This window comes from Microbulbifer maximicatervae (SeqCode), from assembly GCF_052467325.1.
This window is the reverse complement of sequence record NZ_CP174310.1, coordinates 51,516-72,559: the sequence shown is the minus strand read 5'-3', so window position 1 is coordinate 72,559 and position 21,044 is coordinate 51,516. Positions and strand designations below refer to the sequence as shown.

General features: G+C 52.2%; 20 protein-coding genes. 9 read left to right on the top strand and 11 right to left on the bottom strand.

Going from position 1 to position 21,044, the window contains the following annotated elements; genetic code table 11:
- Positions 1 to 26 precede the first annotated feature (26 nt).
- The 8 genes from ACJJIE_RS00575 to ACJJIE_RS00540 form a co-directional block, all read right to left on the bottom strand.
- Positions 27 to 530, bottom strand: coding sequence for a hypothetical protein (locus ACJJIE_RS00575; protein ID WP_444893169.1), 504 nt, complete (start codon positions 528 to 530; stop codon positions 27 to 29).
- Between the two features lie 80 nt (positions 531 to 610).
- Complete coding sequence (locus ACJJIE_RS00570; protein ID WP_444893168.1) at positions 611 to 1,870, bottom strand: YHYH protein; 1,260 nt, start codon at positions 1,868 to 1,870, stop codon at positions 611 to 613.
- 785 nt (positions 1,871 to 2,655) lie between these two features.
- Positions 2,656 to 3,522 (bottom strand): 23S rRNA pseudouridine(2605) synthase RluB, encoded by an 867-nt coding sequence (gene rluB, locus ACJJIE_RS00565; protein ID WP_282933698.1) that lies wholly within the window; start codon positions 3,520 to 3,522, stop codon positions 2,656 to 2,658.
- Positions 3,519 to 4,658, bottom strand: a complete 1,140-nt coding sequence (scpB, locus tag ACJJIE_RS00560; protein ID WP_444893167.1) for an SMC-Scp complex subunit ScpB — start codon at positions 4,656 to 4,658, stop codon at positions 3,519 to 3,521. Before scpB ends, rluB begins: the two co-directional genes overlap by 4 nt.
- Before the next feature lie 10 nt (positions 4,659 to 4,668).
- Entirely contained in the window at positions 4,669 to 5,691 is a 1,023-nt protein-coding gene (locus tag ACJJIE_RS00555; protein ID WP_444893166.1) for a segregation and condensation protein A, read from the bottom strand.
- Between the two features lie 53 nt (positions 5,692 to 5,744).
- On the bottom strand, positions 5,745 to 6,368 hold the full coding sequence (locus ACJJIE_RS00550; protein ID WP_282933701.1) for an L-threonylcarbamoyladenylate synthase: 624 nt from the start codon (positions 6,366 to 6,368) through the stop codon (positions 5,745 to 5,747).
- A 92-nt stretch (positions 6,369 to 6,460) separates the two neighbouring features.
- Positions 6,461 to 7,465, bottom strand: coding sequence for a PHP domain-containing protein (locus tag ACJJIE_RS00545; protein WP_444893165.1), 1,005 nt, complete (start codon positions 7,463 to 7,465; stop codon positions 6,461 to 6,463).
- 27 nt (positions 7,466 to 7,492) lie between these two features.
- Positions 7,493 to 7,636: a hypothetical protein gene (locus ACJJIE_RS00540; protein ID WP_282933703.1), complete on the bottom strand. Its 144-nt coding sequence runs from the start codon at positions 7,634 to 7,636 to the stop codon at positions 7,493 to 7,495.
- Between ACJJIE_RS00540 and ACJJIE_RS00535 the strand changes: the two genes are divergently transcribed.
- The 7 genes from ACJJIE_RS00535 (at position 7,614) to rlmB (ending at position 12,537) form a co-directional block, all read left to right on the top strand.
- The gene (locus ACJJIE_RS00535) at positions 7,614 to 8,333 is read left to right on the top strand and encodes a VC0807 family protein (protein WP_282933704.1); all 720 of its coding nucleotides are present in this window, start codon (positions 7,614 to 7,616) and stop codon (positions 8,331 to 8,333) included. The genes ACJJIE_RS00540 and ACJJIE_RS00535 overlap by 23 nt on opposite strands.
- A gap of 35 nt (positions 8,334 to 8,368) precedes the next feature.
- Entirely contained in the window at positions 8,369 to 8,668 is a 300-nt protein-coding gene (locus tag ACJJIE_RS00530) for a YciI family protein (protein ID WP_108734042.1), read from the top strand.
- A gap of 30 nt (positions 8,669 to 8,698) precedes the next feature.
- Positions 8,699 to 9,379 (top strand): TIGR04211 family SH3 domain-containing protein, encoded by a 681-nt coding sequence (locus tag ACJJIE_RS00525; RefSeq protein ID WP_282933705.1) that lies wholly within the window; start codon positions 8,699 to 8,701, stop codon positions 9,377 to 9,379.
- 154 nt (positions 9,380 to 9,533) lie between these two features.
- Entirely contained in the window at positions 9,534 to 10,127 is a 594-nt protein-coding gene (locus ACJJIE_RS00520; protein WP_444893164.1) for a peptidylprolyl isomerase, read from the top strand.
- 3 nt (positions 10,128 to 10,130) lie between these two features.
- A complete protein-coding gene (locus tag ACJJIE_RS00515) occupies positions 10,131 to 10,889 on the top strand; it encodes a pyridoxine 5'-phosphate synthase (RefSeq protein ID WP_282933706.1) in 759 nt (252 codons plus the stop codon).
- The gene (locus ACJJIE_RS00510; RefSeq protein WP_282933707.1) at positions 10,889 to 11,758 is read left to right on the top strand and encodes a Rossmann-like and DUF2520 domain-containing protein; all 870 of its coding nucleotides are present in this window, start codon (positions 10,889 to 10,891) and stop codon (positions 11,756 to 11,758) included. Before ACJJIE_RS00515 ends, ACJJIE_RS00510 begins: the two co-directional genes overlap by 1 nt.
- Positions 11,755 to 12,537 carry a 23S rRNA (guanosine(2251)-2'-O)-methyltransferase RlmB gene (rlmB, locus tag ACJJIE_RS00505; RefSeq protein ID WP_444893163.1) on the top strand — a complete coding sequence of 261 codons (783 nt, stop codon included), beginning with the start codon at positions 11,755 to 11,757 and terminating at the stop codon, positions 12,535 to 12,537. The genes ACJJIE_RS00510 and rlmB overlap by 4 nt, the downstream gene beginning before the upstream one ends.
- A gap of 354 nt (positions 12,538 to 12,891) precedes the next feature.
- On the opposite strand, the gene guaA is transcribed toward rlmB, so the two are convergent.
- Together guaA and guaB are read right to left on the bottom strand one after the other, a co-directional pair.
- On the bottom strand, positions 12,892 to 14,469 hold the full coding sequence (gene guaA / locus ACJJIE_RS00500; protein WP_444893162.1) for a glutamine-hydrolyzing GMP synthase: 1,578 nt from the start codon (positions 14,467 to 14,469) through the stop codon (positions 12,892 to 12,894).
- A 100-nt stretch (positions 14,470 to 14,569) separates the two neighbouring features.
- Positions 14,570 to 16,057, bottom strand: a complete 1,488-nt coding sequence (gene guaB / locus ACJJIE_RS00495) for an IMP dehydrogenase (protein WP_444893161.1) — start codon at positions 16,055 to 16,057, stop codon at positions 14,570 to 14,572.
- A 174-nt stretch (positions 16,058 to 16,231) separates the two neighbouring features.
- On the opposite strand from guaB, the gene xseA reads away from it, so the two are divergent.
- Together xseA and ACJJIE_RS00485 are read left to right on the top strand one after the other, a co-directional pair.
- A complete protein-coding gene (gene xseA, locus ACJJIE_RS00490) occupies positions 16,232 to 17,584 on the top strand; it encodes an exodeoxyribonuclease VII large subunit (protein ID WP_444893160.1) in 1,353 nt (450 codons plus the stop codon).
- Between the two features lie 73 nt (positions 17,585 to 17,657).
- Entirely contained in the window at positions 17,658 to 19,958 is a 2,301-nt protein-coding gene (locus tag ACJJIE_RS00485; protein ID WP_444893159.1) for a transporter substrate-binding domain-containing protein, read from the top strand.
- A 14-nt stretch (positions 19,959 to 19,972) separates the two neighbouring features.
- On the opposite strand, the gene ACJJIE_RS00480 is transcribed toward ACJJIE_RS00485, so the two are convergent.
- Positions 19,973 to 20,950 (bottom strand): NAD(P)H-quinone oxidoreductase, encoded by a 978-nt coding sequence (locus ACJJIE_RS00480; protein WP_444893158.1) that lies wholly within the window; start codon positions 20,948 to 20,950, stop codon positions 19,973 to 19,975.
- Positions 20,951 to 21,044 lie beyond the last annotated feature (94 nt).

The following is a 21,044-nucleotide window of genomic DNA, read 5'->3' as shown; positions in this document are numbered from 1 at the left end:
TCCTTTCCAGGTAGCCGCCCAGGGCTTTATCGGATTGGAGAGCTGGAGAAGTGGTGCACTACCAGCTCCGGCTTATCGCGCCGGATAAACAGAGTCGCCAAGATCCGCTTTCCCCCACGACTCCAGGTACTGTGGTCGTGGGCGTTAAAGGTCACGGTAATTTGATTAAACCCGGACTGCAATAATTTTTCTGGAATATGCAGATCTGCAGCATAAAGTCGCTGGACCTTGCTGCCATTAATATATAAATGTGCATGCCCCTCCAAAAATGGCTCACCTTCCTCACCGGCAAAGCGCGGGGATTCCAGTTCAAACCGATCGTAATCAATATGGAGGTTGTAGCCCGACAGGTCATCCCGACTGATATCCAGCTCAATCCTGGGCACTGCGACATGTACCGGTATCTCAATCAGGGGGTGCTGATCGCCATTGTGTCCCGCGTGAGAATTTGTCTGGGCCACCTGTGACGACACCGGAACAGCTGCGCCCAAGAGCAAAACCCCGGTGATAAAATACCAATGCATTTTCATTGAATATTTACTCCTGTAGGAGCCTCTGAATAACTCCGTAATGCCCCTGGCTGTCAGAGGCCCCCTAGATTAAATATGAGTTAATACTCCCAGCAGCGATTCACGACTCCCTCGCTATCCAACTTGCCAGCAAAACGCGGGCCAAACGTATACGGGAAAGCTGGAATCAATTGGCCGCTACTATCCTCAGTCACCGTCAAATGATAATGGTAGCCGCGCTGATTATCGCTGTGACCGTTGAATTGATCGAGATAGGCCCCGCCCCGATCAGTCAAACTTTCATCCCAGTAGTAATCCTCGTAAAAGAAACCTGAGACAGTCTCAAACTGATTGCCAGAGGGGGATGTATAGCTATCACTGGTATCAGGGCCTGCGTAATTCGTATATGTAACGCCGCGATCGACATTGTATTCATCAACTAACAAACAGTTGCGCCGACCGGCAACACCGCAACCCGTAGCTGAATTCGGGTTATCGTAATTGCGAATTGCCCAGCTACTTTTTGCCAATACACCAGCATCCTCCCATGGACCATAGATAGCGTAGCCATCGGCGGTATACCCATAGATGGGAGAGTGCCCATCAGCAGTATCACCGACAATATCTGCCAGACAATTACTATAAACATGGTGGTGATAGTCGCCATTTGCCGCGTGGCCCGCACAAATATCCACATCGTACAATTCGGCTACAGGAGCCAGGGTGTGCCAGATATTGTTGACCCTCTGCCCGTCACTCCATTGATAAATAGAGGTGCCGTTGACCCAATACCCCTGAGCACCAAGACCTGATTCACAGGGTTCTGTTGCCACTTCCGGCTCTACCGGGAAATAGCCCTCGTGGGAAACTTCTTCCGGGCAGACGGGTCCCGGTGGCCAAAAACCGTAACCTGCCCCAGCAGCGCAAGTGTCGTTGCTGCGATAGCCAATATCCTGAGCAAAGCTGACGCTATCCCCCACTTCAACAGAGGGATAACCATTGAGGAAGTCGGAAAATGCTTTGGGACGATTAACAAGTGAATCAAATATTTCCCGAGTGATATCAATCTGATAATTGGGAATACCTGAGGCAGTAATCTTCGTGTACTCTTTTCCATTAACCCTGACCGATTCAATCCTCTGGACATTCACCAGCACCCGGCGATTGCCGTTGCTCTTGAAAATATAGCGAGCACGCTCTCTATCTGTATTTAGAATCCACCCCTCTTCTGAGACTGTATAAGCAGAGTTCAGCGCATCACCTTCTGCATCATATTCACGCTCGGGGAACTGTTGCGCCACGGCACTCGCAACGCTCAGCCAGGACAAAACCCCAGTCGCAAAATAGCTTTTTAGCTTCACAAAACCACTCCTTATTTTTTATTTATAAAGAAATAACTTCATATCATTAAATATCGACAGGAAATCTGACCGCTCAATACAGTCAAAAAACCCAACCCGACACAACACACCTCCTTACACCGAAAAGACAAGGCAAACAACAAATTGGCGCTCGGGATGGAGCAATCGAAGCAACACACCCACAATCAGACCACCCCACCAGAAGAAGCACTCAAAAAGCGCTCATGTGTACAATCATTTTTCGATAATCAAGCAAAACACTTACAAGAAAAGCTTTAAAAGAGCACCCAACAACCATCAACAAAAAATACAGGGACTTTATCAACCTTTCACAACCACAAAAAAAATCGAGAAAACCATAAAAAATCGTCAAAAAAACTCACTTAATTTTTTATGCATTACTTAATGCCGTAAAAATCAAAAAAGTAGCCCGCAAAAGTGAATGAATTGTGGAAGCCTACGGACTGAATTCACAACATTTGATATTTTCTATATTTCTTACAGGACTCGACAAACTGTCGAAATATTATTAATTAATAAAAATAGAAAAATGAAAATCCGGACACTGCGGGTGTACCGAAAACCACTTTCGGCAGTTCAGTGTTTTTTGAAGAAGGGAAAGTAAATTGCTGTGCCAACGAGTGAAGGGTGAGATCTGCAAATAAATATACGGCTAAACTCAATTCGAAAACTATGGGTTAATCACTCGCCACTTATGTCTCTGCTGCCATTTTTTAGCATTGCCTTATATATAAAAAAGCCCGCTAGTGCGGGCTTTTTTACTTCTAACCTAATTTCGGCCGATTGCGCCGAGCAGCCGGTGCTGGCGACTTGCGCAACTTCCTGCGCTGGCGCTCCAGATTTTGTTTCTCACCCTGGGTCAATGGGCGCTGGCCCAGTTTCGGCATTCCCGCCGTTACGCAGAGGTCATCGATCTCGCGGGGCTCCATCTCAATCCACTGCCCGACGCGCACATGGGAGGGAATAAAGACGCTGCCGTAGCGCACACGCTTCAAGCGGCTAACTCTAACTCCCTGGGACTCCCACAGACGACGTACCTCGCGGTTGCGGCCCTCCATCACTACGCAGTAGAACCAGCGGTTTTTACCTTCACCACCACTCTCTACAATGTCGGTAAAGCGCGCCGACCCATCATCCAACAACACGCCCTTGAGCAGACGCCGCCTCATTTCCTCATCCACATCGCCTTGGATTCGAACCAAATATTCGCGGTCGATTACCGAGGAGGGGTGCATTAATTTATTGGCCAGCTCTCCGCTATTGGTAAACAGCAATAAACCACTGGTGTTGAAATCCAGACGCCCAACAGAAATCCAGCGGCCGGTTTTCAGTCTCGGCAGGCGATCGTAGACCGTCGGGCGGCCTTCAGGGTCGTGGCGGGAGCATATTTCCCCAACCGGTTTGTTGTAGAGTATTACCCGGCAGCGATTCTGCTCTGCCGAAGGCAGCCGGCTACCATCAAACTCGATATGATCCGCGTCGGTTACACGCTCGCCGAGCTCCGCCACTTTTCCATTTACGGTTACGCGGCCCGCATCAATTGCGCGCTCCATTTCACGGCGCGAACCGAGGCCGGTGCGCGCTAATACTTTCTGTAATTTCTCGCCTGCTGGCGGGGTACCATCACTCATGGGGTGGTGCTTTCCACTTGTACTACTTCTTTGGAATCTTCATCGACATCAGCATTTGCCTCCACCGACTCCTCGGCGACCTCTTCAGCTGTGTCGTCTTCGGCAAACATACTGCTGGGTGGTAACGTTGCCGTTAGAGAGTCCTCGCTCTCTTCTTCTGCTTGCGGCGATTCAGCGCTGCTTTCCTCATCACTGTGAAGTTCACTCTCTTCACTAAGATCAACATCTATATCCAACTCCAAATCATCTTCAGAGTCTTCCTGCTCCATTTCCCACTGGATCTCTGCTGCCGCAGTTTCCACTGGATCTTCCTCTGCATCCGTCTCGGCGAGCACTGCTTCGGCATCTACTCCGGGCTCAGACTCGGTCTCGGTCTCGATCTCGGTGCCTGATGCTTCAGCAGCAACTTCCTCAGCCAAAGCCTCTACCAGGGCATCGTCTATATCTTCGTGTTCAGCCGCAGGGGCTTCAGTAGAGGATTCTGCCTCGGTGTCTTGCTCTGACTCAGAATCTTCCAAAGCACCATTGTCCACCTCGGACTCTCCCTCCTCGGGAACCGGCTCTGGAGGCAAACCTTCCTGCTCCAGAATCTGGTTCAGACTCTCGATATCGCGGATCTCCGCCAGAGTCGGCAAATCATCCAGGGTGCTCAAATTAAAATAATCGAGAAACTCCCGGGTTGTTGCGTAGAGAGACGGCTTACCGGGCACGTCCCGCTGCCCCACAACTTTAATCCAACCGCGCTCCAGCAGGGTTTTAACAATATGCGAACTCACCGCAACGCCGCGGATATCCTCGATATCACCACGGGTTACCGGCTGTCGATAAGCGATAATGGCGAGGGTCTCCAAGGTTGCACGGGAATACCGTTGCGCCTTTTCCTCCCACAGCCGATTCACCCATGGAGCCAGGTCTTCCGGCACTTGAAAACGCCAACCACTCGCGACTTTCTTCAGTTCAAACCCTCGGTCAGCACAACTCTGGGCGATTTCTTCAAGCACATCTCTCAGGGTAGTCTTGGAGGGTTGCTCTTCCTCGTCCAGCAAAGACAACAGTTTTTCTTCACTGAGAGGCTGGCCAGCGGCCAACAGGGCGCCTTCGACGATTTTGCGCAGTAATTCGGGGGCGATTGTCATCTTCTATTTTCTAACTCGAATACATTTCCGACGCTTTATCCGAGGCCTCTACAGCGTCCTCTGGACCTTCAATCTCTTCGAGAGTCTGATCCTCAAGCTCGCGGTCAGTACCGTCTTCGCTTTCACTGCTGTGGGTAGCAGCGCGAGCACGCACGTGGATCGGGCCAAAAGCTTCATTCTGCACCAGCTCCACCAGAGACTCTTTTACCAGCTCCATCACTGCCAGGAAGGTCACTACGACACCGAGGCGACCCTCCTCAACGGTAAACAGGCTGACAAATGGCACAAACTGGCCGTGGCGGATCTTATCCAGCACCTGGGTCATACGCTCGCGGGTGGACAACTTCTCCCGCTCAACCTGGTGGCTCTCAAACATATCCGCACGCCGCAGCACATCAGCCAGGGCGACCAGGACTTCTTTCAAGTCAATTTCAGGGTCGGGGCGTGTGATGCTGCGATCGGGAGCCTCTGCGTTGGCCTGATGGACATCCCGGCCAACACGGGGGATTTCATCGAGATCCTCAGCCGCAGTTTTGAAACGCTCATACTCCTGCAAACGGCGAATCAGAGCCGCGCGGGGGTCCTCGCCCTCTTCCTCCTCCGCTTCCGGCGGTCGCGGCAACAACATCCGCGACTTTATTTCCGCTAACATGGCGGCCATTACCAGATACTCGGCGGCCAAGTCAAAGCGAATTGCGGTCATCATCTCCACATACGCCATATATTGATGGGTGATGTCGGAGACGTTGATCTCGAGAATATCCAGGTTTTGGCGGCGAATCAGGTATAGCAGGAGATCCAGAGGTCCCTCGAAAGCCTCCAGAACAACTTCCAAAGCATCTGGTGGAATAAAGAGATCCTGCGGGAGGTCGTTAAAGATTTCGCCCTGCACCAAGGCCAGGGGGGAATCCTCATCCGAGTCCTGGCCCTGCGATTCCGCATCGCCAGCCTGGGCAGGAGCTTCATCATCGCTCGCCGCAACCTCGGCCAGCACTTGCTCCTCGACCTCTGCTAGTAACTCATCACTGGACACCCTGCCCCACCCTCAATCGTGCAAACGCGCGATTATACACGGCGCCGCAGCTTTCAGCCGAGTATTTCGTCAGTTGCCCCACATCCCTGGCGAATCAGTTGGGGCTCATCACCCGTCAGGTCGATCACGGTGGTGGGCTCCAACCCGCAGAAACCGCCATCGATAACCAATTCCACCTGGTGCTCCAGGGTATCGCGGATATCGTAAGGTTCGGTTAGGGGCTGTTCTTCGCCGGGCATAATCAGGCTACAGCTCATCAACGGCTCGCCCAATTCTTCAATCAGGGCCAGGGCGATGGGATTATCCGGCACGCGAATACCGATGGTCTTGCGCTTCGGATGAATTAACCTGCGCGGCACTTCGGCGGTCGCCGGCATAATAAAGGTATAGGAACCCGGCGTATGATTCTTTAACAGCCTAAACATCTGGTTGTCGACCTTGGCATAGGTCGCCAGCTCCGATAGGTCTCGGCACATCAATGTGAAGTTGTGCTGCTTGTCCAGCTGGCGCACTCCTCGAATGCGCTCAACCGCCAGCTTCTCTCCCAGTCGACAGCCTATGGCGTAAGCTGAATCGGTGGGAAAAACAATAACGCCCCCTTGGGCGACGATCTCTGCTGCCTGAGTGATCAGGCGGCCTTGAGGATTATCCGGATGAATCTGAAAAAACTGCGCCACAAAGCCCCCCAAAAGCCTTACCGATTGAAAATACCTCACTGCCATCCACCAGGCTTAAAGCCGGACGATGGCCCCCAATTCACAAGCCGGAATTAGGGCAGCGAAACGTGACCTCGCTGTTCCCGGTGCAGAGTGTGCCACAGATTCCACACCGGCTCGACGTCTGCGGGCAACCTGACACAACCCAATTCACGCCAGGGCTGCTCCGGCTGGTGAAAATCGCTGCCAAGAGAGCAGTATGGCATCGATTTGCCCGCCGCTTCCGCGGCCGAGAGTAACAATTTCTTTAACTCTCGGGTCTGTGTCGGGTTTTGCCGACCGCACAGCAACTCTATCGCATCCCCATTTTCTTCAAGAAAAGCCCCCAGCAGTCGCAATAACTGTGTGCGGGTCAATCCGTACTTAAGCGGATGGGCCAATACCGCACAACCACCAGCACTGTGAATAGTAGCGATGGTCTCACCTAACTGGGGCCACTCAACCTTTACGTCTCCTACTTTGCCAGCCCCCAAGTAACGCTTAAACGCCTTACCGGTATCATCTATATGACCAGCTTCCACCAGCCATCGCGCGAAATGGGGTCTACCCAATACGGAGTCACCCGCCAGGGCGCGCCCACCCTCCAAGGCACCGCTAAAGCCACGCTTCTCCAGCTTTTCCGCGATACGCTCTGCCCGCTCCTCGCGCAACTGCTCACGCAGCTGAATGGCTTCTTGCAGAGGCCCCGATTCGGGATTGATGTTCAGGCCTACAATATGTACGGGTCTACGCCCCCAAAGACTGGAGAACTCAATCCCCGCCACCACATCTACGCCCAAACAGTCACCTTCCTGTTGAGCCTCAGGCACACCATCGACCGTATCGTGGTCGGTCAGGGCGAGCATCGTCACACCTTGGGATTTCGCTCTCGACACCAGCTGCGCAGGACTTAAAATACCGTCAGACGCGGTACTGTGGCAGTGCAGATCTACCAGGTCTGTATTCAAATCGGCTGAAAGGGTCTTCAACAACAGGCTCTCACTCAGTTCGACGATGAAAAAGATCGCCATATCCGTCTTTTCAGGAACAATCGCCCTATTGCGCTGTCTATGCGGCACTCGGCGTTTTCAGGGATAAGGCCCGGACTAGCAGTCACTCACAGGTGACTCGCCAGGGCCGAAGTCTGACAGTAGTTTTGTCAGCGGGGAAATTGAACGGGCAATCAGCCCCACCAGTTTCCAGCGGGCATTATCACCGGAATTGAGTATGACCGAAACGAATTCGACCACGACATCTCCCGAGAAGCCTAAAAAGGAAGGGTTTCTCAGTAATATCGCCTTCAATGTCATTATTCCGACATTGATACTGACCAAGCTTTCCGGGGATGACTGGTTGGGCCCAACCTGGGCATTGATAGTGGCCCTGGCCTTCCCGCTGGGTTATGGCCTTCGCGACCTGCTGCGCCTGGGCAAGGTCAATTTCTTCTCAGCCCTCGGGTTTATTGGCATCTTGCTCACTGGCGGCATCAGCTTGCTCAAGCTGGACCCGCAGTATATTGCGATTAAGGAAGCTGCAATCCCTGGCCTACTGGGTGTTGCAACGGCACTATCCGTTTATACCCGCTGGCCGCTGGTCAAAACCCTGCTATACAACGATCAAATCCTGAATACGACAAAGATCGCCGAGTCATTACAGGCCAATGGTAACCAACCAGCCTTCGACCGCACCTTGCGCCAGACTTCATGGATCGTTGCCGGGTCATTCTTTTTCTCCTCGGCACTGAATTACATTCTCGCCAAAATGATCGTCACCAGCCCGCCGGGCACAGAGGCCTATAACACCGAACTTGGCGAAATGACCGCCTATGGATATCTGGTTATTGCGATCCCATCAACCCTGATTCTGATGGGTGCACTCTTTTTCCTGTTCTCCCGTATCGGCAAGCTGACCGGGCTGAAACTGGAAGAAGTGATGGTTGCGCAATAACACCTTAAAAAAAACTAACAAGAGCATTAAAAACAATGTGGTACGCAATCATCAGTGAAGATGTTAGCGATAGTCTCCCTTTACGCAAAAAAGCCCGCGCCGGTCATTTGGCTCGACTCAACCTTCTAAAAGATGAAGGTCGTCTCCTGGCCGCCGGCCCAAATCCCAGCATCGACAGCGAAGAGCCCGGTGAAGCCGGCTTTACCGGCAGTCTGGTAATTGCTGAATTCCCCTCTTTGGAGGAGGCCAAAGCCTGGGCTGACAGTGACCCCTATATCGAAGCAGGCGTCTATGCATCGGTTACAGTCAAGCCCTACAAGCTTGTACTGCCCTGATAAAAACTCTAACCAAAAAGCTGCATCACAATGAAGAAATTACTGTCCGGTGTACTCGCTGTAGCGCTGTTGAACTCAGCGCCAGCGGCACTTGCAGCGGAGACCCGCTATATTACCGACCAACTTCACGTGCCCATGCGCTCCGGCAAAGGCAATGAATTCCGGATTCTGCACCGCGGCCTGGCCAGTGGTACCGAACTAGCCCTACTCGAAGATGCCGCCTCGGACGGCTGGGCAAAAGTGCGCACCCCCAACGGCACTGAGGGATGGATCAGACGCCAATACTTGGTCAGTGAGCCCGTGGCAAAACTAAAGCTGGCAACTGCAGAAGCCAACCTGGCCCGCTTTGAAAAAATGGAAGGTAACCTGGGGGGAGAAGTTCGCCGGCTGGAGACAGAAAACGGCGAACTGAATAGCGCCCTGACCTCTGCCCAGCAGCAGAGCCAGGAATTGGCCGCCGAACTCAAGAGCCTGAAATCCCTTTCTGCCGACGCAATTTCGCTCAACGATCGCCATCAAAAACTCCTGCATCAGTACGAATTACTGAAACAGGAAAAAAGCATGGCGGAAGCGGAAATTCAGCGTCTGTCCGGTAGCGATGCCCGCAAGTGGCAAGTGTACGGTGCCCTATCCGTTGTATTAGGCGCTATTCTGGCGATGATTGCCCCCCATGTGCGCCCGCGCAAACGCAATTCCGAGTGGGCCAACTGATCTCCCTCGCTACAACCAAAATCGCTTACTATACGCCTGTGGGAATGTTGAAAAGCATCCCTCAGGCAGCGATATTCAAATACTTTCTCTCTACCTACAACCATACGCTGGCACAGAGGTAAACCGATTACCCCCGGACACTCAAAGGACACGGATGATGCGTAAATTAGTTATTTTTCTTTTCTGTACTCTATTCAGCCTTCCGCTATTTGCCCAAAACCCTCAGGTGAAACTAGAAACTGATCTCGGGGTTATTCGTATCGAGCTATATGCCAAGCAAGCACCAGTCACCGTAGAGAACTTCCTCGCTTATACCGATAGCGGCTTCTACGATGGAATTATCTTTCACCGTGTTGTGCCTGGATTTGTCGTCCAAGCCGGTGGTTTCACTTTTGATTTCCAAAGAAAAGAAACTCGCGACGCTATCGCCAACGAATCAGCTAACGGACTCCAAAACCTGCGTGGCACCCTTTCCATGGCGCGCACAAACGATCCCGATAGTGCCACGTCCCAGTTTTTTATTAACCTGGTAGATAACACCCGTCTGGATGCCAGCGAGGATAAACCTGGCTACGCAGTTTTTGGCAAGGTTATCGAGGGAATGGATATCGTAGAAAAAATTGAGCGGGAACCCCGTGGCCTTTATCGCAGGCACCCAGAGGCCCCCAATACTCCGATTCGGATTCTTTCCGCAAAACGAATTACAACCAGCGACAACACAGTCGCTGAACACAGCAAGGGAGAATAAGCATTGATCGCTCTCAGCGTAAACCTCAATAAAATTGCCTTAATCCGCAACTCCCGCGAGGGCAATTTTCCCGACGTAATCGCCCACGGACGCACTTGCCTTGATGCCGGAGCCCAGGGGCTGACTGTACACCCCCGCCCAGACCAAAGACATATTCGTCCAGGGGATGTGCGCGACCTGGCAAAACTCTGCGCCAGCCGCAAGAACATAGAGTTCAACGTTGAAGGCAACCCCTTCGCCGCTCCCCTGGGGGACTACCCCGGTCTAATACCACTGGCTTTGGAAACCAAACCAGACCAATGCACTTTGGTCCCCGACACCAATGATCAGCTCACTTCTGACCACGGCTTTGACCTCAAACAGGATGGAGATCGATTAGTTCCGATAATTGATCAACTTAAAAATGCCGGGATACGTGTCAGCCTGTTTATGGACCCAGACCTGGACCAGATCAGCCTGGCCAAACAGGTCGGGGCTGACCGTATTGAGCTCTACACAGGCCCCTATGCCGAAGCCGTAACCAAACAGAGCCCAGAGCTGGAAACAATTTTCTCTGCCCACTGTGCCGCCGCTGAGCACGCACATCAGCTGGGACTGGGGATTAATGCCGGCCATGACCTCAACCTGGTTAACCTACCGCGCTATCGAACATTACCGGGCTTGCAGGAAGTCTCCATAGGCCACGCCTTTACTGTCGATGCTATCAGCATGGGCCTGGAGAATGCCGTTAACGCCTACGTCGACTGCCTCGCTGGTAGCTGATGCAAAGCCTCAATATTATTGGCGCGGGCCGCCTTGGCAAAACCCTGGGGCGGCTGTGGCAGGAGAGCGGTGTATTCGAGATACAGTCAATTTACAACCGCAGTCTCGAAAGTGGAAAAAGTGCCTGTCGATTTATCGGTGCAGGCAATGCTGTCGATTCCCTCTCAGCAATGCCTTCAGCAGACCTATGGCTGATTGGTTGTATCGATAGTGAAATCGCTATATTTGCGCAGAAACTTGCCGATAGCGGGCTGGTCGACGAGCGCACTATTATATTCCACTGCAGTGGCGCTCTCAGCTCTAAAGAACTAGCCCCCTTGAGACCCGCTCTGGTTGCCAGTGCTCACCCGGTTCACAGTTTTGCCGAACCGGAAACCTCACTGCAAACATTTGCCAAAACCAGCGTCGCTGTCGAAGGGGATAGCCATGCAGTAGAGGTTATTTCTGTGGCTTTTGCAGCCATTGGCTGTGAAACACTGGCTATTGATCCCCTCAACAAGTCTCTGTACCACGCTGGATCAGTGATCGCCTCCAACTACCTCACCACCCTAATGGACCTGAGCTTACAAAGCTTTGCAGCCGCTGGCATAGAGCGGGACAGTGCTCTTCGCCTGTTGGCGCCGATTGTTTCACAGACTCTGCAAAACAATTTGGAGCTGGGACCAGAGAGGTCGCTGACAGGTCCCATTGCCAGGGGGGATGTGGAAACCGTTGGAGCCCAGGTGGAAAGCCTTGCATCAGTAGATAGCCAACTGGCACTTTGCTATCGCCATCTGGGCCTCGCCTGTGTAGAGTTGGCGCGGCGCGGCTCGCTCTCACCTGAGAGCGCAGCCAGATTGATCGAACTGCTGAGTGAGCCAACGCGGTGAAAGACTCCTCCGAATACCTGGAAAAAAAAGCCTTCTTCGATAGCCTCCTGACAATTTATGGGCGCAAGCCTGTACTCGAGGCTCTCGAGGATTTATCTGTACCCGTCCATAAATTACATCTGGCCCGCAGCAACCGGCGCGACCAGCTAATCCAGCGAATGGAAACCCTGGCGGAAGAGCGTCAGATTGAAATTGCTTACTGGGATCGCAAGGGCCTGTCCCGGATTTCGAAGAATTCCCGTCAGGACCAAGGTGTAGCCCTCGACCTGGCCCTGCCCCACTACGGCAGAGCGGAGGACTTTTTACAGAAGGTTGCAGCCCCAGAGCACAAAAACACCTATGAACTTCTGGCCCTGGATGGCATAACCAACCCTCAAAACCTGGGCATGATTATTCGCTCAGCCTGTGCCGGCGGCATTGATGGAATCATCCTGCCAAAGAAAGGCTGTGCACAGATAGACCCCCTGGTTATCAAAGCCAGCACAGGCACACTGTTTAAAACCCAGATTTTGCGCTGTGACAAATTGGCAGCCACCCTGGGGGAGTTCCGCGAGGCAGGGGCTCAGGTTTGCGGGCTGTCATCCCACGCCCGAACCACTCTGAAAGAGGTCTCCAGTAAAGTCTCCACAATTTTTGTGTTGGGCAATGAAACCCACGGCGTTAGCGATGCCGTCGCAGCTCAGTGCAATGAGCTGGTGCGTATCCCCATGCAAAACGATGTGGAAAGCCTGAATGTGGCGGTCACGGCCGCGCTAATTAGCTTCCGCCGAGAAATTTAACTCTACCCATGTGGGAGGCACCCTCCTCCCACCCTCTCAACTTATCCCACGAGTTCAACCCCAATCTATCCAGGATTATCCACTACCCACAGATTCTGTGGATATCTCTGTGGCTAACTTCATGCCGCAAGCCGCAAAGGCCCGCCACTTGGAGATTGTGACAACATGAAGAAAAAATAGACAACCCGGGAAACGCTTAAAAAATCAACGAGTTAGCGAAAACCTAACAGGGCGTTTAGCGACAATCCGTACCAATTAAAGATCGAATAAAGAGAAGGCTTCGTTGTGGAAAATGAGACGCTAAACCCAAAACAAAAAAAGAAAGGGGTGCTAAGCACCCCCTCGATTCTGCCGTTACTCCCACTCAATTGTCGCGGGAGGCTTGCTGGAAACGTCGTAGACCACACGAGAGATGTGCTCTATCTCATTGATAATACGGTTGGAGACCTTCTCAATCAGCTCATAGGGTAGGTGTGCCCAACGCGCCGTCATAAAGTCCACAGTCTCTACCGCGCGAAGAGCTACCACGTATTCATATCGACGGCCATCACCGACAACACCCACAGATTTTACCGGAAGGAATACAGCAAAGGCCTGGCTGGTTTTGTGATACCAATCGGCGTTGTGCAGCTCCTCGATAAAGATCGCATCCGCCTCTCTCAGAATATCGGCATATTCCCGCTTTACCTCTCCGAGAATCCGCACACCCAGACCCGGTCCCGGGAAGGGGTGACGGTAAACCATGTCGTAAGGCAGGCCCAGCTCCAGCCCGATCTTACGAACCTCGTCTTTGAACAGTTCACGCAGGGGCTCTACCAACTCAAACTGCATATCCTCTGGCAAGCCGCCCACATTGTGGTGAGACTTGATTACATGTGCCTTGCCGGTTTTAGCGGCGGCAGACTCAATAACGTCTGGGTAAATAGTGCCCTGAGCCAGGAATTTCACGTCCTGTAACTTGGAAGCTTCGCGATCAAAAATTTCAATAAAGGTATTACCAATGATTTTGCGCTTGGCCTCAGGGTCTTTTTCACCTTGGAGGCGCCCAAGGAAATCCTCTTCCGCATCAGAACGGATAACGCGGACGCCCATATTGTCGGCGAACATCTGCATTACCTGGTCGCCTTCGTTTTTACGCAGGAGACCATTATCTACAAATACGCAGGTCAGCTGATCGCCAATAGCCTTGTGCAGCAAAGCGGCTACCACAGAGCTGTCGACACCACCGGATAAACCGAGCAGCACCTTGCCCTCGCCCACCTGATCGCGGACTTTAGCAATAGAGTCTTCAATAATGTTCGCGGGAGTCCAGAGTTTCTCACACCCGCAAATATCAATCACAAAGTGCTCATAAATACGCATGCCTTGCAGGGTATGAGTCACTTCCGGGTGGAACTGTACACCGAAGAAATTCTTCTCAGCGTGGTACATACCGGCAATTGGGCAGGAATCGGTGGAAGCCAGCAGCTCAAAGCCCTCTGGCATCGCCACTACCTTGTCGCCGTGACTCATCCAAACATCCAGTAGGGAACTGCCATCATCAGCGATATGATCTTTGATATCGCTCAACAGGTTGGATTGGCCTTCAACTTTTACCTGGGCGTAGCCAAATTCGCGAATATCGCTGCCCTGTACGGTGCCTCCAAGCTGATGGGCCATGGTCTGCATGCCATAGCAAATGCCCAGTACCGGCACGCCCAGGTTATAAACCGCTTCCGGCGCGCGCGGGGAGCCCTCTTCTGGTACCGACTCGGGGCCACCGGCGAGAATAATGCCCTTGGGCTGATACTCACGAATTTCCTCTTCGGTCATATCGAAAGCGCGAATTTCAGAAAATACGCCCAGCTCGCGAACACGGCGGGCAATCAATTGTGTGTACTGGGACCCGAAGTCGAGAATGAGTATTCGGCTGGAATGGATATCTTGGCTCATGACTTACTCGATAACTGGATTAAATAACGGCAAACGGACCTTAAAGGTCCGTTTGCTGCTTGTTCCGTCTAAATTTTTTCACCTGGGGAAGGTCGAAGGCTTAGCGTCGGCCCACCGGGTAGTTGGGGGCTTCTTTAGTAATTTGAACGTCGTGGACATGGGACTCACCCATACCGGCTGCCGTGACCCGCACAAACTCAGGACGAGTGCGCATGATCTCGATATCGACACTGCCGGTGTAACCCATGGCTGAACGCAAACCACCCATCATCTGATGAACAATGGCTGACAGCGGACCTTTATAAGGCACTCGACCTTCGATACCTTCCGGTACCAGTTTTTCAGCGCCCTTGCTCGCATCCTGGAAATAGCGATCGGAAGAACCCTGGGTGCGGGACATAGCACCGAGAGAACCCATCCCGCGATAAGACTTGTAAGTACGGCCCTGGTAGAGCTCAACTTCGCCCGGTGCTTCTTCGGTACCGGCGAACATGGAACCCATCATGACAGATGAGGCGCCGGCAACAATTGCCTTGGAGATATCGCCGGAGTAACGGATACCACCGTCGGCGATCATGGGCACACCGAATTCTTTAAGGGCTGAGGCAACTTCTGCAATTGCCGTCACCTGGGGTACACCGATCCCCGTTACGATACGGGTGGTGCAGATAGAGCCCGGGCCGATACCCACTTTAACCGCATCCGCACCGGCCTCAACCAGTGCACGGGCTGCGTCAGCCGTAGCGATGTTGCCACCGATCACATCCACCTGGGGGTGCATTTCCTTAATGCGGCGCACGCGCTCAATCACGTTGCGGGAGTGACCGTGGGCAGTATCTACAACCAGTACATCAACGCCGGCTTCTACCAATGCGGCTACGCGATCATCGGTGTCCGGGCTGGTGCCCACAGACGCGCCCACACGCAGGCGACCATCGGAATCCTTACAGGAGTTCGGGTACTGCTCTGCTTTGTTAAAGTCTTTAACAGTAATCAGGCCGCGCAACTCAAAGTTGTCATTAACCACCAGTACCTTTTCGATACGGTGTTTATGCAGCAGTTCGCGCACTTCGTCGGAGCTCGCATCTTCGTGGGCCGTCACCAGACGCTCTTTCGGCGTCATAATGCTGGCGACACTGACGTCGAGATCAGTTAAGAATCGAACGTCGCGACTGGTAACGATACCAACCAAATCACCACGATCCATTACCGGTACGCCGGAAATATTGTGGTGACTGGTCAGCGCGATCAACTCGCGCACAGTGGCATCGGACTCAATAGTAATTGGGTCTTTTACAACACCGGCTTCGAACTTCTTCACCGCGCGAACGGCAAGAGCTTGCTCTTCTATCGACATACTCTTGTGAATAATGCCGATACCCCCTTCCTGGGCCAACGCAATGGCCAGGCGAGCTTCCGTCACCGTATCCATAGCAGCGGACACAATGGGGATGTTCAGGGTAATGTTGCGGGAGAGTTGGGTTTTTAAACTCACATCCTTGGCCGTGACCTCGGAATATCCGGGCACAAGTAGGACGTCGTCAAAAGTGAGGGCTTCGCGCGCGATGCGCAGATTGGATTCAGACATTGTTGACACTCAAACCTCGAATAGGCGGGATTGGGTATCGGCGCGATTATACCTCTACGCGCCCAAAGCGCAAACATCAATTTGCAGAAAAACGGATTTGTACAGTAAAGCTCTTTACCTATAAAGGCGATACTGCAATATTGCTCCGCCCAATACGCCCGACGAGATTCACCGATGCAGACAATTCCCCCTAGTCAAAATGCCAAGCGCAGCGTGCTGTCGGTCAGTGACCTGAATCGGGAAGTTAAACATCTTCTGGAAAGCAGTGTGCCCCTTCTATGGATCAGTGGGGAGATTTCCAATTTTTCCATGCCCAGCTCCGGGCACTGGTATTTTAGCCTTAAAGATGCGCGGGCCCAGGTGCGCTGCGCCATGTTTCGCGGTCGCAATCGCAGTGTCGCCTTTCGGCCGCAAAATGGTCGCGAGGTTTTAATCAGGGCCAGGGTGAGCCTGTACGAAGGACGCGGAGAATTTCAGCTAATCGTTGAGCATATGGAGGAGGCCGGCTTTGGCGCCCTGATGCGCCAGCTGGAACAGCTCAAAGCAAAACTGAATGCCGAGGGCCTGTTCGACACAAGCAGAAAACGCTCTCTTCCGTTTTTGCCAACCAATATCGGCATTGTCACTTCGCCGACAGGCGCGGCAATACGGGATATGATTCACGTATTGGGCAGGAGACACCCTTCTGCACAAATTGAAATCTGGCCCGTAGCCGTTCAAGGTCAGGGTGCCGCTCAGCAAATCGCGGCAGCGATTGAAAAAGCGAGCCGCAGTGGTCGCCACGATTTATTAATTGTCGGTCGCGGCGGAGGCTCCCTGGAAGACCTGTGGTCTTTTAATGAAGAAATTGTCGCCCGCGCACTGGCCGCAAGCCCTATTCCCACTATTTCTGCAGTCGGCCACGAAACCGATACGACTATTGCAGATTTAGCCGCAGACCTGCGCGCACCCACCCCTTCTGCTGCGGCAGAAATAGCCAGCGCCAATGCTGCAGAAATTTTACAGCGGCTTGACCAGGTCCAGCGCAGATTGCACCGCGCCATGGACAACCAACTGAAGCATTTATCTCAACAGGTTCAATTGCGACGCAACCGTTTGCGCCATCCCAAGGAGCAGCTCCTCAACCAGGCCCAACGGCTGGATCATTTGGAGATGCGCCTGGTAGCAGCTTGCCAACAACAAATCCAAAGTCGCAAATCCCAATTGGATTCCGCCTCCAGAGCTTTTGCCCACAACCTGCCGACACGCCGACTCGACAATAGTCGAAAGCAGTTAATTCAACTCAAGGGAAACCTGGAGCGTGCGATACAACTGATATTACAGCGCGGCAGCGACAAACTCTCCCACCGGGCCCAATTACTACAAAACATCAGTCCCCTGGCAGTATTGCAGCGAGGCTACGCCATTGTTCTGGATTCAGAAAATCGCGCAATTCGCGATAGTGCAGAACTGGATACCGACCAGCAAGTCCATATTAAGCTGGCCAAAGGGAACTTCACTGCAGAAGTTAAAACCATCGAGAACTGATTTCTTTAACAATTAAAGAGCGCAAATAAAGCGACACTATAATGGTTGAGGTAGAGTGCCTTCGGAGCAATATATGGATAGTGAATTTACTGCTATCCACCTCAACCAGTGGACCTTGATACTACTTTCAGTACTACTGCTTGCCCTTGCGGCCTGCACGGAACCAGATCGTGATTCTGGAGTAGCCGAATCAGTCACCATGTCAGCTGCCGAAGCGCAGGATGCCGACAAGCGATCAGGGCAACTGCCTGAAATAACCCCCGCTAAAGAACAGCAAGTCAACTACGTCGAAACCGGTGACCTTAGGGACATAAGAAAACACGGCACAATTCGGTTCGTTAATTTAACCGGTGCTTCCGAGGACCTGTTACCTCGTGACGATGTGGTGAGCCTCCGTCACTTCGAACTGGCCAACAAACTGGCCAAACAGTTAAAGCTGGAACCCAAGTGGATAAAAGCTGAAACGCCCGATGACGCGGTGCAAATGCTGATCGATGGCCAGGCAGATGTAATCGCCTATAACCTGACTGTCACTGACGCCCGTGAAGAAATTATTGACTTCACGGTTCCTCTTCGCCATTCGCGGTTAGTACTCGTCACTGGTCCTGAGGGTCCAGATATTTCAGATGCGAGCAAATTAAAGGACCTGGAATTTATTATCCCCGCCGGCTCTTCTATTAAAGAAACAGCAGAGCAACTTGTTGCCGAAAATCCAAACTCAAACCTAACTATTCGAGAAATTGATATTAATGGTAACCGAGATACCTTGCTGGATATCATTAATGGCCAAAAGAACCGTGTTGCTATTTTGGAAGATTTTTCAGCCCAGGATTTGCGCAATTACCGCGATGACATGCGGATTGGTGCAGATGTATCTGAAGTGCAAAATATTGCCTGGGGCGTACGCAAAGACTCCAAACGCCTGCATACCACTCTCGATAATTTTTTGACCCGCAACCTGGTTAAATCCCAGGAAGAACGCATTACCGATTGGAAGGGTATTAAAAAATCTGGAGTAATCAGGCTACTCACTTATAACGGGCCGACAACCTATTTCTTATGGAAAGGGGTATTAATGGGGTTTGACTACGACCTGGCCCAGGCTTTTGCCAATAAGCACAAACTCCAACTCCAGGTTATTGTTGTCCCCTACGAAGAAGACCTTGCCGACTGGCTGAGGGCGGGTCGCGGTGACTTTGCCGGGGCCGAACTCAATATTACCAGTGCCCGTGAAGACCAGGGCATGGTATTCACCAAGCCCTATGTCGAATCCACAGACCAGATCGTCAGTGGTAAAGGCAGCCCCCCTATTACCCAGATTCAGGATCTTAATGGCCGCAAATTAACCCTGCGCGCCTATTCATCATTTATTGAAACCGCTGAAACACTGAAAGAAGCTGGTATTGATGTCGATATCCGTGTGGCGCCGCCAGATATTTCCCAGTCACAAATCTTCTCATTAATCGCCGACGGGCTGGTAGATGCGACTATATCCCACTCCGGTCGAGCCAAGATTGAGGCATCCGTTCAGCCACAACTGGTACTCGGAACCCTTATCGGTGACCCGCGTCCACAGGGCTGGATGGTATTAAGACAAAATTGGCACCTGTTACAGAACTTGAATAAGTTTTTGAAAAATTATAGAAAAACGAGCCAGTACCAGAAGCAGTACCAGGCTTATTTTGAGCCGAACAAACGATTTACCCAGCGAGTAAGTTCCCGGGTAATACCGGGAGAAAACCTCTCTCCTTACGATGAGTTGGTGAAGGAATCTGCCTTTAAATACGATTTTGATTGGCGCATGATCGTCGCGCAAATGTGGCAGGAGAGCAATTTCAACCCTAAAGCCGTATCTCCAGTTGGCGCGCAGGGGTTGATGCAGGTAATGCCTGCCACAGCCGAGGAAATGGGATTTCCTCCGCCGCTGTTCGAACCTGAAAGAGGTATTAAAGCGGGGGTAAAATATATGGATTGGGTGCGCGATCGCTTTAATCCCGCTTTGCCAACCGTAAATAAACTCTGGTTTACTCTCGCTTCCTACAATGCCGGATACGGCCACTTACTCGATGCCCAACGGCTGGCTAAAGAATTGGGACTGGATCCCAATGTGTGGTTCGACAATGTGGAAGTCGCCATGCTGAAACTGGCCCAGCCCCAATACTTTAAACGGGCGAGATACGGCTATGTGAGAGGCTCCGAGCCCGTGCAGTATGTACGCAATATCAGCAATCTCTACAAAGCCTATGTGGAAATGATGAGCGATGATGTGACAGTCCGCCCACCTCTACAGCGCTTGCCCGGCAAAATCTATTGTGAACCCGGGGATGTGCCTGAGGGCGTTATTCAGCGGATGCCCACTTACTCCTCGCCCTAGGCAACCACAAGCCCTCACAAGGTTAAAACGATTTTCCCGGTGATAGTGCCAGACTCGAGTAATTTATGTGCCTCAACCGCCTGATGCAGAGGAAATTCAGCGGCTAGTTGCGGCCGCACTTTACCCGCTTCAATTAGCGGCCAAACCTTTTGCTCCAGTGATTTCGCAATACCGGCTTTCACTTCTGGCGAGCGTGCCCTCAAAGTTGAGCCGGTCAATGTAAGTCGCTTCAACATCACCGGCATCATATTTACTTCTACTTTAGCGCCAGCCAGGTAGGCAATATTCACGATTCTGCCGTCGTTAGCGGCCACACGAATATTGCTATTGATATAGCTACCGCCCACCATATCCAAGATAACATCAGCTCCGTGATCATCTGTCATCTCGCGCACCACGGAGACAAAATCTTCATCCCGATAGTTGATCGCCTTCTCCGCTCCCAAGGCCACACAGGCTGCGCATTTATCTTCTGTTCCCGCAGTAGTGAAAACCCGGGCTCCCAATTGATGGGCCAGCTGGATTGCCGTGGTACCAATGCCAGAGGAACCACCATGGATTAAAATCACCTCACCCGGCTTTAAACCCGCGCGGTCAAATACATTAGTCCATACGGTGAAAAATGTTTCCGGCAATGCTGCTGCCTCAATAAGACTAAGGCCTGCGGGGACCGGAAGGCATTGCCCCTCTGGAGCTACTGCATACTCTGCGTAGCCTCCACCATTGGTCAGGGCGCAAACTTTATCTCCCACCTGCCAGCGCACAACTTTTTCCCCGACTTCAACAACCTCACCAGCCACTTCCAATCCCAATACCGGCGATGCCCCGGAAGGTGCGGGATAATGCCCTTGGCGCTGCACAATATCAGGGCGATTAACCCCAGCTGCAGCTACACGGATAAGGACTTCGTCTGCGCCGGGAACAGGCTTATCCATCTGCTGCAATTGCATGACTTCAGGCCCACCAAATGTAGGCAGATCAATAAACCGCATATTTTTCCCCTTTATAGGTTCACTTTTATTGCCACGCTAACAAAACAAGAGTATCAAAAATCATCAAGCAGTTTTTATTCAACATGCAACCCAA

Bases quoted from the DNA above. Each gene is read 5' to 3' on its own strand.
- ACJJIE_RS00575 (WP_444893169.1), bottom strand. From the start codon at position 530: ATGAAAATGCATTGGTATTTTATCACCGGGGTTTTGCTCTTGGGCGCA.
- rluB (WP_282933698.1), bottom strand. From the start codon at position 3,522: ATGAGTGATGGTACCCCGCCAGCAGGCGAGAAATTACAGAAAGTATTA.
- scpB (WP_444893167.1), bottom strand. From the start codon at position 4,658: ATGACAATCGCCCCCGAATTACTGCGCAAAATCGTCGAAGGCGCCCTG.
- ACJJIE_RS00535 (WP_282933704.1), top strand. From the start codon at position 7,614: ATGACCGAAACGAATTCGACCACGACATCTCCCGAGAAGCCTAAAAAG.
- ACJJIE_RS00530 (WP_108734042.1), top strand. From the start codon at position 8,369: ATGTGGTACGCAATCATCAGTGAAGATGTTAGCGATAGTCTCCCTTTA.
- ACJJIE_RS00525 (WP_282933705.1), top strand. From the start codon at position 8,699: ATGAAGAAATTACTGTCCGGTGTACTCGCTGTAGCGCTGTTGAACTCA.
- ACJJIE_RS00520 (WP_444893164.1), top strand. From the start codon at position 9,534: ATGATGCGTAAATTAGTTATTTTTCTTTTCTGTACTCTATTCAGCCTT.
- ACJJIE_RS00510 (WP_282933707.1), top strand. From the start codon at position 10,889: ATGCAAAGCCTCAATATTATTGGCGCGGGCCGCCTTGGCAAAACCCTG.
- guaA (WP_444893162.1), bottom strand. From the start codon at position 14,469: ATGAGCCAAGATATCCATTCCAGCCGAATACTCATTCTCGACTTCGGG.
- guaB (WP_444893161.1), bottom strand. From the start codon at position 16,057: ATGTCTGAATCCAATCTGCGCATCGCGCGCGAAGCCCTCACTTTTGAC.
- xseA (WP_444893160.1), top strand. From the start codon at position 16,232: ATGCAGACAATTCCCCCTAGTCAAAATGCCAAGCGCAGCGTGCTGTCG.
- ACJJIE_RS00485 (WP_444893159.1), top strand. From the start codon at position 17,658: ATGGATAGTGAATTTACTGCTATCCACCTCAACCAGTGGACCTTGATA.
- ACJJIE_RS00480 (WP_444893158.1), bottom strand. From the start codon at position 20,950: ATGCGGTTTATTGATCTGCCTACATTTGGTGGGCCTGAAGTCATGCAA.